Origin of the sequence: Agarivorans sp. Z349TD_8 (assembly GCF_050870825.2) — a bacterium.
Taxonomy (GTDB): Bacteria; Pseudomonadota; Gammaproteobacteria; order Enterobacterales; family Celerinatantimonadaceae; genus Agarivorans.
In genome coordinates this window covers 1,695,741-1,709,909 of sequence record NZ_CP194037.2, presented here as the reverse complement: position 1 = coordinate 1,709,909, position 14,169 = coordinate 1,695,741, and the positions used below count along the sequence as shown (strand labels likewise).

Sequence of the window (14,169 nt, the reverse complement as noted above, 5' to 3'; positions counted from 1 at the left end):
ATCCCTGTTAAAGGACTTCTTCATTGAATCTTTTTCTAAGTTAGATGAGTATTAGAGAGTCCAGCATAAAAAACAGAAGCCTTAAATATTTAAAAACAACTTTAGTACCATGAAACTTAACAGCAAAAGCAAGCAAACGACTCATCAAAGAGCCAACTTCAAACTCCCCAAGCTTCGAGTTTGCTTAAGAGTAAAAAACAGCGAGCCAAATGGTTGGCCTATCGGCTGCAGTTTGACTGACTTTATGTCTAACATGGGCGGGGATATTAAAGTAATCCCCTTTATTTAAATGTTGCTCGTGACCATCTTCAAATAACAAGCTGGCACTGCCTTCCAATACCATCACCCATTCGTGCTCGGCTTGATCGTACCAGCCTTGTTCGGGTGAACGATGACCAAAAGAAACGATCCGCTCGATACGTATATTGGGACGCTCTAGCAAATCACTAAACTGCTCTTGCTGAAAATCTTCAGCAATCCCTGAAAAAATATTAGCCATTTAACGATTCCTCTGTCAAAACAACATCATAACAATCCAGTAGCGCAAAATTAACCAAATCTTAGCTGGTGACCAATCCTTTTCGAACACGGATCCTGGCGTCAGTGATTGCGTCTTCAACTGCCCAACGGATTAATAAACACACAACTTCCCTCGACTTTAGCGAGACAACTCTTTATAGTGCGCCCCCTTATACCGCTTATCTCAGCCTTCGTGGCTATCTTTCTAGGATTACCTTTTGATTTCTACCGCAAACATCACCATGCAATTTGGCGCCACGCCACTATTCGAAAATATTTCCGCTAAGTTTGGCAATGGTAACCGTTACGGCTTAATTGGCGCCAACGGCTGTGGTAAATCAACCTTTATGAAAATCCTTAGCGGAGAACTAGCCCCTAGCTCAGGCAATGTGTCAATCAGCCCCGGCGAAACGGTTGGAACCTTAAGCCAAGACCAATTCGCCTTCGAAGCTTTTAGTGTGGTAGATACTGTAATTATGGGCGATGCGGCCCTATGGAAAATCAAACAACAACGCGACCGTATTTATGCCTTACCCGAGATGTCAGAACAAGACGGAATGGACGTGGCTCACTTGGAAACTGAATTCGCTGAAATGGACGGATACAGTGCCGAAAGTCGCGCGGGTGAAATTCTATTAGAAGCAGGCATTGCCGAAGAGCTTCACTACGGGCTAATGGCACAAGTGGCACCGGGTTGGAAGTTACGAGTCTTGCTTGCACAAGCTCTATTTGCAAACCCTGATATATTATTACTCGACGAACCCACCAATAACCTAGATATTCATACCATTGAGTGGTTAGCCAAAGTACTGAACCAACGTAAGTGCACGATGATCATCATTTCCCATGATCGCCACTTTCTCAACTCGGTCTGTACCCACATGGCCGATATTGATTACGGCGAACTACGTATTTACCCCGGAAACTATGAGAAATTCATCGAAGCGTCTTCGCTGATCCGAGAGCAACTGCATAGCGAAAATGCGAAGAAAAGTGCCGAAATCGATGAACTACAGGCCTTTGTGAACCGTTTCTCAGCCAATGCTTCTAAAGCCAAGCAGGCTACCTCACGAGCCAAACGGATGGAAAAGATCACCCTCGACGAAGTTAAATCTTCCAGCCGTAGAACGCCCTCAATTAGCCTTAAGCAAGATAAAAAACTCCACCGTCAAGCACTCATCATTGAAGATCTAGCCCACGGTTTTGCCGGTGAAACGCTATTCAGCCAAGGTAATATTATTTTGGAAGCGGGTGCAAAGTTGGCGGTAATTGGCGAAAATGGAGCAGGAAAGACCACTTTTTTACGCTGTTTGATGAAACAAATTTCAGCCAACAATGGAGACATTAAGTGGTCTGAAAATGCCACCATTGGCTATTGTCCACAAGACAGCAGTAGCGATTTTGATTGTGAACTCTCGATCTTTGATTGGATGTCGCAATGGCGTAGTGCCAAACACGACGACTTAATGGTTCGCGGCCTATTAGGTCGACTATTGTTTAGTGCAGACGACTTCAATAAAAAATCAAAAGTATGTTCGGGGGGCGAAAAAAATCGCTTGTTGTTTGGCAAATTGATGCTACAAAACAATAATGTACTAGTGCTCGACGAACCCACCAACCACCTCGATATGGAAGCCATTGAAGCGCTTAATCAAGCTTTAGAGACTTACGATGGTACGGTCATTTTTGTGAGCCACGATCGCGAGTTTGTATCCTCGCTCGCTAGCCGAGTAATCGAAATAAAAGAGCAAAGCATTATCGATTTTCAAGGCAGCTATAATGAATACCTCGCCAGCCAAACAGAGCAATTAAGAGTCGCCAACGGCTAAACGTTCACGCCAAAATCAACTGCTTAATGAAAGGAAAAGAAGCGTAAGCCAGCTGCTTACGCTTTTACTTACGACCCGCTTATCTTTGATAGCAGGCTTAGTGACCAAAGCGTGTCAACGCAAAGCTGTTAAGTAATCGATGAATCAGGTAACACACCAACAAAGTAACAACCGTAGCAAACAAAATACTGCTTAGTCGATAAAGACCACTGAAAACCAAATCGTTACTCGGTGTAAGGTATTGCCCAAATAAGATCCCTAAAGTCGTGAGAGCACCAAATCCAACGCCTGAACCACCGCCCTCTTTCAAATGAACATAGCTAAACAACAACAGTCCAATCCACAATAGCGGAAGTACCAAGATCATTTGTCCAGACCAATGATATAAAACTAGCTGACAGACAAGGCCTGTACTCACTCCCAACATAGTGCCTATCGCCCTTTTTCTGGCATAACTTAAAGCACCATTCCAATGCATTGGAAACAGCAATAAAATGGTCGTCGCCTGAGCCGACATCGAATCTTGTAAGTCAAACACTTGAAATACCCAGAATGAAATAGTGGCAATTGACGCCCCCATCAACGCTTCATGCCGCATTCGATGAGCTTGCTTTGCCAATACGGCTGGTTTGGGTCGAGGTGCTACATCGGGGATCAAGGCTGTCACCAAAAAAGCAATCAATACCGACAGCAGATTGGCTCCCATATTAGTGAAAATCAAATCATTCAAATCGGTACTGGGATAACTTGCAAAGTGCAGCATAATACTTAAGTTCAATAAACTTGTGGCTCCAAATAGAAACAAGCTACCTTTTGACATACAAGCGAACTTATATAGGAATAATACAAACACCAACATGCTCATTAAGATGGTATGACTGCCAAATAAGCCAGCGAGTAAGCCAACTTCAATCCCGCAAACCACAGCCGCTGCAATACATTGGCGAGCCACATGACCATTCATCACCGGAACCATTCCCAGCAATAAAATCGGGGTCACCACAAAAAAGACCCCGTTACTCAACTCAAAAAATTTACAAATGAGAAATCCAAGACAAGCACCGCAGGCTATTCGTAAAGCTTGGCGAAGATCATTCTCCGATAAGGGGCGATGCCACAAATTCATAGCTCAGCCTTAATAGATGTAATGCAGCATGCTCAGTAAACTGATTTGCGTTTTAGCGAGCCAGCGAAATAAACCATCTTCGGGTAATAGCTGTACCGTTGCCTGAGCACCAGAAGGTAAACCAGCGGTTTGAGCACCTTCTAGCGAAAAATGAATACGCATCCGTTGGGCATCTCTGACCCAACGGGTAGAAGTACTGGGTGTTGCTAAACGCCCATTAGCATCAAACTGCCCAACGCTCACACCAGCATCCATACCGATCACCGATGCCGAGTAAAGTTGCCCCGGATCGCCATCAAATGTGATGAGTGCTTTACTTCCCGTGACCGCCAAGCGAGAACTTTTTTCACGAAAATCGGCAATAACTTCCGCTTCCGTTGAAACCAAAGCTAATAAGGGCTGACCCACGGTTGCATATGCCCCAGCGGCCAGTTGCAGGTTGGCCACAATGCCCCCTCGCTCGGCCCTCACTTGGGTATAAGATAAATTGAGTTTTGCTTGACGAAGTTGGTTACGTGCAAGCCGAATATTAACATTATTATCATTCATCTCACCCCGACTGAACCGCAGTGCATTTAGCCGAGCTTGAGCGGCCTGCAAGTTAGCCTGTTCAGCCACCGATTCGCTTTGTGCATCATCTTTTTGCTGCTGAGAAATACTGTGCTTGATAAATAACTCTGCCAGTCGTTGTGCATATTGCCGTTTCTGTTGCGCCACTATCCCTAGTGACACAACATCGGCTTTCGCCGCAGCTAAAGATGCATCCAATTGGTGGTTAGTTTGCTGGGCTAGCTCTAACGCTAACGCAGCCTTTTCCACTGCCAACTGGTAGGGCTTTGGATCGATAGTGAATAATAAATCGCCTTGCTTCACCAGCTGATTATTCGCAATATGAATCGCAACAACATTACCATTAACTCGAGGCACTACCTGAGTCACCCCACGACTCACCATGGCCTGAGGTGTCAACGGAATTTTATAATCAGCAAATAAAAAGTAAGTAAATACCATGACAAACACCAGTATCGAAAACTTTATCCAACGGGCAAATTTTTGTTCTACAGTCATGTCACAGACTCCTCGATCTCAACATGATTGTCGTTTAATTGGTGTAAAGCATTATGGGTGATGGTCTCAAGCACAGTTTCAAACTGAGTAAGTGCCGCTTCATCAATGTTGGCCAGAATGTTCCGCCGCAGCGCTAAAATACGCCCCTCCACCTGAGTCATGAGCGCAATTCCATTTTCAGTAAAGCTAACAATACGCACCCGTTTATCACTCTCACAGCAATCACGAACGATCAGACCATGGCTTTCAAGTTGACTTAAAGTTCGCATTAACGAGGCCAATTCAATTTCCAATGCATTGGCGAGTGTTTTCTGACTCACATGGTCGTTTAAGGTTTTTAATTTCCATAATACCGTCCAACGCGAATGAGTCAGACCCAATGAAGTCAACTTACGATCGGCCACCGTCCGCCACAAACGGGCAACTCGACTGAGTTGCTCGGCCAACGACAATTGTTTAAACACTGCGATATCATCCATCATTTAACCCTCAGTTACTTAGCCTGCTAAGCATAATACATTACTTAGCAGGCTAAGCAAATAAATGTGATCTAGTTCTCATAAATTTTGAAAGATGGGACCAGCACCGATAAACGCATGAGGTGATGATTTACAAAGTAATTGAGGCTTCAAAAAACGAGGGCTTAAGATTACACCAACAAGCCATTGAATAAGCTTCAAATGGCTTGTTGGGTGCTTTGCCGCAGTAAAATGGCTAAAAGATAAAAGGCACAATCATCGGACATAAAATAGCGGTAAAGATCGCGCTAAGTACCAAAGCCAAAGCGCTATAGGCACCTTGTTGATGTCCGTCTTCCGAAATACGTGCCGTCCCCAAAGCATGACAAGCGGTGCCCATGGCAATGCCTTGTGCTTTAATAGAATGAATACCGAACAACCTTAATGTTGGCAAACCCGCAACCGCCCCCACCAAACCAGTGATTAGAACCGCAATCGCGGAGAGCGCAGGCTGACCTTGAACCTGTTCACTAATCAAAACGGCAATCGGAGTCGTTACCGATTTGGGCGATAAAGACGCGGCGATCACTGGTGTAGCGCCCACCAACAATGCCATCAACAAAGTTGAACTCACAGCAATAAGCACCGCCGCCAATACGGTCAACGCAATGCGCGGCAGTTCTCGCTTAATTTCATGTAATTGTTTGTATAAAGGCACACCTAAGGCGACAACCGCTGGCTGTAATAACTCACTTAACCAACCACTGTATTGGTTATAGTCGCTGAACGCGATCCCAAAACTTAACAGTGCAATCACCAATACAGTCAGGCTAATCAGCACCGGATTTAACCATGGTGAGGGGTAACGTTGTTGCAGGCGTTTAGCAAAAATGTAGAGCGCGATGGTTAGCGGTAAATAAATCAGATTAATCATGACTGACGCTCCGCCTTCTGCTCCCAATACTGATAAATTTTACCCACCACAACTAACAAAATGAGGGTCGCTAATACACAGGTCATCATCATTGCAGGCAAAGCCTGAAATAAAGTTTCAAGATGGTCGACCAAACCAACACTAATAGGTACAAATAATAACGACATCCAACGTACAAATAGCATTGAACTTCGCTCCACCCAAGCCAGTTTAATCCATCTTAACTGCAACAGGATGGTCAGCAGTAACATCCCTAGAATACTCGCGGGGAGAAGGTTTCCGGTAAGGTAACTCAAACCTCGTCCGGCCCATAGGGCTGCATAAATAATGGCTAAACCCAGGCCAATTTCAAAGGCTATTGATTTCTGAAATTTTCTAATCACAATCGGTCGACATCCGTCATTCAATGAAGCTATTATGTAATAAAATTACATAACAAGCTATTACTAGCTAAGCTTTGTTTTTAGGAGAAGTCATGAAGATTAGTTTTTTTAGCGCGAAGCGCTACGACCGTCAACACTTTGATGCCCAAAATAAGTCTTCAGCATTTGCCATTGAATACTTTGATACCGCCCTCAGTACACAAACGGCTCGTTTAGCGCATGGCAGCGATGCAGTCTGTGCGTTCGTGAATGATGATTTATCGGCCCCCACCTTGCAGGCATTGCATCAACTGGGAATAAAGTTGGTACTGTTGCGCTGCGCAGGATTCAACAATTTAGATCTAGCCGAGGCGGAAGCTTTAGGTATCACCGTGTCACGAGTACCCGCCTACTCGCCAGAGGCGGTCGCCGAACATGCAATAGCCTTGATGATGACATTAAACCGCCGGATCCATAAAGCCTACCAACGCACTCGCGATGCCAATTTTTCGCTCGAAGGTTTAACTGGTATGAATATCTTTGGCAAAACCGCAGGCGTGATTGGCACCGGTAAAATTGGTTTAGCCACGGCCCGTATTTTAAAAGGGTTTGGCTGTCGGGTTTTAGCCTTCGACCCCTATCCCAACGACGCAGCGAAAGAGCTAGGTATTGAGTATGTCAGCATGCCCGAACTTTTATCACAGTCACGCATCATCACCCTACACTGCCCTTTAACTGTTGAAAATACTTACTTAATTGGTAAGTCTGCTTTCGCTCAGATGCAAAAAGGCACCTTATTAATCAATACCAGTCGTGGCAAATTGGTCGATTCCCTCGCCTGTATTGAAGCACTTAAAGATGGCACCTTAGGTGGTTTAGCCTTAGATGTGTACGAACATGAAAAAGAGCTATTCTTTGAAGACCTGTCGGCAGAAGTGATCCTCGATGATGTATTCCGCCGTTTATCCGCTTGCCACAATGTAATCTTTACTGGTCATCAGGCCTTCCTAACCGACGAAGCGTTACAAACCATCGCGAATACCACGCTCGCCAATGCCAGCGCCTTCCTCGACGGTAAACGCAGCGGTAACGAGGTAACCGCAGAAGCCATCGATAATAGTTAATAACAAGCCTTCTAAAGGCTGCATCCCAAAACTGAGCACTTAGCAATAAATGCTGTTTTTTTCGGCAACATAAAGCCAAGTCCGGGCTTAACTTAGATTTAGTGAGTTAAGCCCTGTTATTGAGCTGCGCTTTACCGTATGTTGAAGGGAGTAGATGGTAGACACAGCGAGACCTTGAGTGAAAAAATATAAACACGAAGCACAACTGTTAAAAAAGGCCATACAAATCGGTGAGGTTTATGCCTTACAACGTGGTTTTGCCAAATTTCCGCCAGGAATTTCAGAGAAAGATAAGGTGGAAGCCCTGTACATGTTATTGGCCGAAGACAAACGTCTTACCCCACTGCCCAAAGATAAACTGACCGGACCGGAAATGCGCCATAAATTAGTATTATGGTTAGCCAACCAACTCCCCAAAGACCACGAGTTATTGCAAGGCTAAAACCACTCAGCAAACAAGCAATGAGGAGAGCACAAAGCCTTCAGCCAAGCGAAATAAAATGCCGTTTGTTTTGCAGCTCTCCCGCATTGGCACTTCACCGTCGAATCAAACAGTGACAACACTTGCAGGCCATTGTTCAGGTTTAGCCCACCAGCTGTTTTGCGAACTGATGGTGTTGCGCTTTCAACTGATTTAATTGCGCCCGTGTTTGCTCTGCATCTTCAATCAGCCACTTGCCAGCCACCATTAACTTGCTCACCTGACTCGCACCACACAAGATCAACGCGGCCAAAGGATCATGTGCACCAGAAAAATTAAGTCCGTCTAATTGATACAAGCCCAAGTCAGCTTGTTTGCCTGGCGCAAGCACTCCAATATCATCTCGCCCTAGTACCGAAGCACTGCCTTGAGTTCCCCAGTTCAACACTTGTAGATGGGTGATTTGATCAGCACGATAACGTAAGCGCTGCTGCATCAATGAATGTCGCAGTTCTTGGATCATATTCGAACTATCGTTGGATGCCGAACCATCCACGGCCATCCCGATATGACATCCAGCGGCAGCTAAATCCAGTGTTGGGCAGATCCCCGAGGCGAGCACCATATTCGAGGTAGGACAGTGAGCAATACCGATTTGCGCTTCACCCAAACGTCGTATTTCACTGGGAGCAAAATGAATGCCATGAGCCAGCCAAGTTTGTGGCCCCATCCAGCCGCAATGCTCCAAGTAATCAACTGGACGCATGCCCAGTTTTTTCAGGCAAAAATCGTTCTCATCTATGGTTTCACCTAAATGGGTATGTAGCCGTACGCGATGACGTTTCGCTAACTGCGCGGTTTCACACATCAGTGACTGCGTCACCGAAAACGGCGAACAAGGTGCTAGGGCCAGTTGTAACATACTGCCGTCATCTGCGTCGTGATAACGTTTGATCAGCCGCTGGCTGTCCTCTAAAATTTGCTGTTCACTCTGTACCACTGAATCCGGCGGCAGGCCGCCATCTTTTTGCGACAGACTCATGCTACCGCGCGTCAAGGTCGCCCGCACACCTAAACGCCCCACCACTTCGGCTTGAATATCGATGGCATCACTCAGTGCGTGATTAAACACATAATGATGATCGGCCACCGTGGTTGCACCACTCAGCATTAACTCCCAGCAAGCAATTTCGGTGGCAAGTTCGATGTGTTTAGCTGTTAAGCCACTCCAGATGGGGTAGAGAGTTTGCAACCACGGGAATAAAGGTTGATTAATCGCCGCGGGTAGACAGCGGGTCAGAGTTTGATAAAAATGATGATGGGTATTAATCAAGCCCGGCATCAGCACATAGCGATGTGCGTCAAAAATATCATCGATGGTGCCCGTCGGCCGTTGGCCAGCCGCCACACATTCAAGGATCGTCGACCCTTGTACCACTAATCCGCCCGCACAGTCACGTTCAGCATCAGGGCCGCTGATCGCCCCATTAAATACAGCTAACGGATCTTTAATCCATAATTTGGTGGCAGTTGGTGTCGCGACAGACATCGTTGGCATCTCACCCTTGTAAACAAAACATATGCTAACAGGACAAGCAAAAAGCTGACCAAATAATCAAGTTCAATCTTTAACTAAGCCAATCCCTCGCAGCACAATATCAATCAGATTTTGTTCCGCAAGGTTAAACTCTTGCTGGTTTAGGGCTCGGCCTTTGATCAGTTTAATTTCGGTATCAAAGTCGGCGTAAAATTGGGTCGCGCCCCAAATCAAAAATAATAAGTTGAGTGGTTCGATAGGACGTATTTTACCTTGTGCAATCCAGGCTCGGATCAAGTCAGATTTACTGTTAGCCCAATCGATGACGGGTAATTGCAATTGATCCTTCACATTGGGTACACCTTGAATAATTTCCATGGCGAAAATACGTGAACTTTTCGGATGGCTGCGACTATAGCGCATTTTTGAGCGAATATAGGCGCTGATGGCTTCTACTGGATCATCTTCCACTGTGGTCTGCTCAAAAGCATTGTTCCACATGGCTAATATGTCTTGCAGCAAAGCCTTGTATAAACCCTGCTTAGACTTAAAATAATACAGTAAATTTGCCTTAGGTAATTCCGCACGGTCGGCAATCACTTGCAAAGATGTTCCTTGATAACCATGCTTTGCAAACTCATGAGTTGCAGCTTTCAAAATTACTTTTTCATTCTTCTTTCGAATGGTGCCGCCTTGCGTCACCGTCGTTTTTACCATGCGCGTGAAGTCCCTTCTATATTCGCTGACCCGATTAATAAGTCAGGCATTATTAATGATAAAATATAAAATCACTAGTGCTAATCTGTCGCCACAGCGATAAGCTAGGTGCGCACCATAATGCTTCAAAACTGGCAAATTGCGCACCAATCAAGTACAACATATTTTAAACATTTATAACTTGTAAGCTACAACAATAAACTTGAACAAATGGTCAGATTTATGCATTAGCTGTGGCAAGCTGTTAAATATACACATTGAATGGACTCAGAATGAACCAACACGATTCATTGTTAGAACTTTGGCAAGTCTCCAAACGCTACCCCGGCGTTATTGCCAACGACCAAGTTAGCATGCAACTAGAAAAGGGCGAGATTTTAGCCCTGTTGGGTGAGAATGGCGCGGGGAAATCCACCTTAGTAAAAATGATCTATGGTGTGGTTCAAGCCGATGAAGGTGGGATCCTGTGGAATGGGAAAGAAGTCAAAATCACTTCTCCTAACATGGCCCGGGCCATGGGGATTGGCATGGTGTTTCAACACTTCTCGGTCTTTGAAACGCTCACCGTGCAAGAAAACATTGAACTAAGCCTCGATGCTGGCGTGGTGAAAGACGCCGCCGCATTGCGAGCCAAAATTATCGAGTTAAGCGCCAACTATGAGTTGAAGGTCGACCCAGATCGTTACGTATATAATCTGAGCATCGGCGAGCGACAACGCTTAGAAATCTTACGTTGCCTGATCCAAGACGTAAAACTACTGATTTTGGATGAGCCCACTTCAGTATTAACGCCTCAGGAAGTCTCGGGCTTATTTAAAGTCTTGCGCACCCTTGCCAGTGAAGGCTGCAGCATTCTATTTATTAGCCACAAACTCAAAGAAGTCACTGCACTGTGTGACCGCGCAGTCATTTTACGCGGTGGTAAAGTCAGTGGCGAATGTGTGCCCGCCAACGAAACCCCCGATTCTATCGCCCGAATGATGGTAGGCAGCGATGCGGTGCTCTCGGAGCGTTACCATAAACGGATCGGCTCTGACGAAGTACTGGTGACCCGCGACTTAACAGTGCCCCCCACCAATCCTTTTGGAACGGGTTTAAACAAGGTTAATTTAAGTCTGCACCGCGGCGAAATTTTAGGCATTGCAGGGGTGGCAGGCAATGGTCAGGAAGATCTACTGGAAGCACTGAGCGGTGAAGATACCCGTGCCGAAGCCAGCAATATCGTGATGCATGAGCGCAACGTTGGCAAATTAAATGCCGGCGAGCGCCGCCTATTAGGGATGAGCTACGTACCCGCCGACCGCCTAGGACAAGGCGCCGTGCCCGAGATGAGCCTAGCCGACAATACCCTACTCACCAGTGCGCGTAAGGGGCTCACCAAACGAGGGCTGATTTTGCCGCATAAGGTAGTAGAGCTGGCCAAGGCAATTATTCATCACAACGATGTAAAGTGTCATAACGCCCATTCTCAAGCCAAAAGCTTGTCGGGCGGTAACTTGCAAAAATTCATTATTGGTCGTGAAGTAGACCAAGAACCCGACATTTTGATCTGTGCCCACCCAACTTGGGGAGTCGACATTGGTGCTGCTAGTGCGATTCATCGGCAACTGATTGAATTACGTGATAACGGTGCCGCTATCTTGGTGGTGTCGGAAGATATTGACGAGCTATTTATGATTTCAGACCGAATTGCCGCCTTATATGAGGGGCAACTGTCACAAGCCGTGCATACCGAACAAACCAATATTGAGCAAGTAGGCAAATGGATTGCAGGCGGCTTTATTAACCACGATGAACCCGAGGAGGGCCTGCGACGTGCTTAAAACCCAACCTCGTTTAGAATCATCAAAGTTAATGTCTTGGTTGTCACCGCTAATTGCGGTCGTACTCACCATGCTGGTATCCAGCATGATGTTTTTAGCGCTGGATATTAACCCCGCTACGGCCTTTAAAGTGTTTATTATTGCGCCCTTGAGTGACAGTTATAACTTGGGCGAACTGATGGTTAAAACCACGCCCTTACTGCTCTGTGCCACGGGCTTAGCCCTCTGTTATAAAGCCAATATCTGGAATATTGGCGCCGAAGGCCAGCTACTCGTTGGCGCCTTGGTGGGCAGCTATTTTGCCTTACAGGCCGGTGATGACAGCGGCTATAGCTGGTTAATCGTCACGCTCTTAGCTGGCACCTTAGCAGGCCTACTATGGGCTGCCATTCCAACCCTGCTGCACCAGTTATTTCATACCAATATTATCTTAACCACCATCATGCTGAACTACGTGGGTTTGTATTTGTTATTATGGGGGGTTCATGGCCCGCTAGTCGATCCCGCTGGTTTTGGCTTTCCTGAATCGGCTGTTTTTGCCGATTCGGTATTACTCCCCACCTTAAGTGAACAAGGTCGCGCCTCCATCAGTATTGTGATTGCAATATTGGCAGCCATTGGCTCGGGGATCATCCTGTATCGCACTCTGCCTGGATTTCAGCTGCGAGTATTTGGCTCCGACCAACCCGCAGCGCGTTACGCAGGCTACAGCAGCAAGTTTATTGTGTGGAGTGTAATGCTTAGCGCTGGTGCGTTAGCTGGCTTTGCTGGAGTTGCCGAAGTAACCGGACCCATTGGCCAGCTAATCCCACAAGTTTCACCCGGTTATGGCTATGCGGCAATCATCGTCGCTTATTTAGGGCGATTGAATCCTTTTGGTATTATTTTCGCGGCATTTTTCATGGGCACCTTGTATATGGGCAGTGACCTGGCACAAATTGAACTGGGTATGCCTACCGCAATTACCGGGCTATTTCAGGGCATTCTATTGTTCTTCCTGCTGGCTTGTGACTTCTTGATCCACTACCGCATTGTTTTGCAGCCAAGTAAACCCAAAGCGAGCACCAGCCGCTCTTCTTCCGAACCAAAGCAAGGAACCGCTTAATGGATATCGAACTAATTCAACAAATTTTGGTTGCGGCAATTAAAACCGGAACCCCATTATTATTGGTCGCCCTTGGTGAGCTAATTTGCGAAAAGTCCGGAGTGCTCAACTTAGGCCAAGAAGGCATGATGTTGATGGGTGCGATGGCTGGTTTTGCTGGTGCCTATTTTACTGGAAATCTTGCCTTAGGTTTATTATTAGCCGTCATTGCAGGCATGGCGATGGCTGCGATCTTCGGTATCTTATCGTTAAATTTAAATACCAATCAAGTGGCCACTGGCCTCGCCTTAACCATTTTTGGTGCCGGTTTAAGTGCCTTCTTAGGTGCCAGTTTAGTCGGCTCCACGGTGGTTGGCTTTAAAACCATACCGATCCCACTGCTGAGCGAAATCCCTTTTATTGGCCCCTTGCTGTTTAACCACGATATCTTAGTTTATGCCAGCTTCGCCTTAACTGGTATTTGTTGGTGGGTCGTCAATAAAACCCGCGCCGGGCTAACCTTACGAGCGGTGGGCGAAAACCCATATTCGGCCAATGCTTTGGGAATCAAAGTGCTCAAGGTTCGCTACCTAGCGGTACTTACCGGAGGTGCCTTTGCTGGTTTAGCGGGTGCTTATATGTCGCTCTCTTATACCCCAATGTGGATGGAAAACATGACCGCGGGTCGTGGCTGGATTGCCCTCTCTTTAGTAGTATTTGCCTCTTGGCGAGTAGGCTATTTAGTCGTAGGAGCTTACCTGTTTGGTGCCGCTTCAATTTTACACTTGGTGATGCAAGGACTCGGGGTGACGATCTCGCCAAACCTGTTAGCCATGATGCCTTACGTGGCAACCATTGTGGTAATGGTCTTGATTAGCTCGAATCCAATTCGTCAAAAACTGGCCGCACCGATGAGCCTCGCTAAGCCCTTCGATGCTCGGATCCACTAACAAAAAACAGGGATTAAACCGCTTAGTTTAATCCCTGATACAACTCTAGAATGAGTTTTTTGTCAGTCCAGTGAGTAAAGCCTTCCGTTCAACACAATTTCACGTATCATGTTTGTTCAGGCTTTGTTTATCTTTCGCGGATCATCATTGTTGATCAATTAGTTTTCATCGCGACTCCGCTCAATGGTTACCAGCATCTGATCTCACTACAACTGCA

The 14,169-nt window shown here is 46.2% G+C and carries 14 protein-coding genes; 6 read left to right on the top strand and 8 right to left on the bottom strand.

The features are described 5' to 3' along the window. Positions 1–184: 184 nt before the first annotated feature. A complete protein-coding gene (locus ACRRS1_RS07755) occupies positions 185–499 on the bottom strand; it encodes a cupin domain-containing protein (protein ID WP_432468060.1) in 315 nt (104 codons plus the stop codon). A 238-nt stretch (positions 500–737) separates the two neighbouring features. Here ACRRS1_RS07755 and ACRRS1_RS07750 point away from each other — a divergent pair, with 238 nt between their 5' ends. Next, complete coding sequence (locus ACRRS1_RS07750; RefSeq protein WP_432453735.1) at positions 738–2,348, top strand: ABC-F family ATPase; 1,611 nt, start codon at positions 738–740, stop codon at positions 2,346–2,348. 97 nt (positions 2,349–2,445) lie between these two features. Here ACRRS1_RS07750 and ACRRS1_RS07745 read toward each other — a convergent pair whose 3' ends face one another. The 5 genes from ACRRS1_RS07745 to ACRRS1_RS07725 form a co-directional block, all read right to left on the bottom strand. Continuing rightward, the gene (locus ACRRS1_RS07745) at positions 2,446–3,474 is read right to left on the bottom strand and encodes a DUF2955 domain-containing protein (RefSeq protein ID WP_432453736.1); all 1,029 of its coding nucleotides are present in this window, start codon (positions 3,472–3,474) and stop codon (positions 2,446–2,448) included. Between the two features lie 9 nt (positions 3,475–3,483). Next, entirely contained in the window at positions 3,484–4,542 is a 1,059-nt protein-coding gene (locus tag ACRRS1_RS07740; RefSeq protein ID WP_432462905.1) for an HlyD family secretion protein, read from the bottom strand. Further along, positions 4,539–5,024, bottom strand: coding sequence for a MarR family transcriptional regulator (locus tag ACRRS1_RS07735; RefSeq protein WP_432453738.1), 486 nt, complete (start codon positions 5,022–5,024; stop codon positions 4,539–4,541). The genes ACRRS1_RS07740 and ACRRS1_RS07735 overlap by 4 nt, the downstream gene beginning before the upstream one ends. Positions 5,025–5,256: 232 nt before the next feature. After that, positions 5,257–5,934: an LrgB family protein gene (locus ACRRS1_RS07730; protein ID WP_432453739.1), complete on the bottom strand. Its 678-nt coding sequence runs from the start codon at positions 5,932–5,934 to the stop codon at positions 5,257–5,259. Beyond that, positions 5,931–6,317 carry a CidA/LrgA family protein gene (locus ACRRS1_RS07725; protein WP_432453740.1) on the bottom strand — a complete coding sequence of 129 codons (387 nt, stop codon included), beginning with the start codon at positions 6,315–6,317 and terminating at the stop codon, positions 5,931–5,933. The genes ACRRS1_RS07730 and ACRRS1_RS07725 overlap by 4 nt, the downstream gene beginning before the upstream one ends. 92 nt (positions 6,318–6,409) lie before the next feature. On the opposite strand from ACRRS1_RS07725, the gene ACRRS1_RS07720 reads away from it, so the two are divergent. Further along, the gene (locus tag ACRRS1_RS07720) at positions 6,410–7,420 is read left to right on the top strand and encodes a 2-hydroxyacid dehydrogenase (RefSeq protein WP_432453741.1); all 1,011 of its coding nucleotides are present in this window, start codon (positions 6,410–6,412) and stop codon (positions 7,418–7,420) included. A gap of 178 nt (positions 7,421–7,598) precedes the next feature. Further along, the gene (locus ACRRS1_RS07715; protein ID WP_432453742.1) at positions 7,599–7,862 is read left to right on the top strand and encodes a DUF5062 family protein; all 264 of its coding nucleotides are present in this window, start codon (positions 7,599–7,601) and stop codon (positions 7,860–7,862) included. A gap of 142 nt (positions 7,863–8,004) precedes the next feature. On the opposite strand, the gene ACRRS1_RS07710 is transcribed toward ACRRS1_RS07715, so the two are convergent. Both ACRRS1_RS07710 and ACRRS1_RS07705 read right to left on the bottom strand, forming a co-directional pair. Continuing rightward, on the bottom strand, positions 8,005–9,390 hold the full coding sequence (locus ACRRS1_RS07710) for an 8-oxoguanine deaminase (RefSeq protein ID WP_432468062.1): 1,386 nt from the start codon (positions 9,388–9,390) through the stop codon (positions 8,005–8,007). 72 nt (positions 9,391–9,462) lie between these two features. Further along, positions 9,463–10,095: a TetR/AcrR family transcriptional regulator gene (locus tag ACRRS1_RS07705; RefSeq protein ID WP_432453744.1), complete on the bottom strand. Its 633-nt coding sequence runs from the start codon at positions 10,093–10,095 to the stop codon at positions 9,463–9,465. A 272-nt stretch (positions 10,096–10,367) separates the two neighbouring features. On the opposite strand from ACRRS1_RS07705, the gene ACRRS1_RS07700 reads away from it, so the two are divergent. Genes ACRRS1_RS07700 through ACRRS1_RS07690 form a run of 3 tightly spaced genes read left to right on the top strand, consistent with a single transcriptional unit; the run spans position 10,368 to position 13,952 of the window. After that, positions 10,368–11,918 carry an ABC transporter ATP-binding protein gene (locus ACRRS1_RS07700; RefSeq protein ID WP_432462903.1) on the top strand — a complete coding sequence of 517 codons (1,551 nt, stop codon included), beginning with the start codon at positions 10,368–10,370 and terminating at the stop codon, positions 11,916–11,918. After that, positions 11,911–13,023 (top strand): ABC transporter permease, encoded by a 1,113-nt coding sequence (locus ACRRS1_RS07695; RefSeq protein WP_432453746.1) that lies wholly within the window; start codon positions 11,911–11,913, stop codon positions 13,021–13,023. The genes ACRRS1_RS07700 and ACRRS1_RS07695 overlap by 8 nt, the downstream gene beginning before the upstream one ends. Then, positions 13,023–13,952, top strand: a complete 930-nt coding sequence (locus tag ACRRS1_RS07690) for an ABC transporter permease (protein ID WP_432453747.1) — start codon at positions 13,023–13,025, stop codon at positions 13,950–13,952. Before ACRRS1_RS07695 ends, ACRRS1_RS07690 begins: the two co-directional genes overlap by 1 nt. The last annotated feature ends 217 nt before the right edge of the window (positions 13,953–14,169 follow it).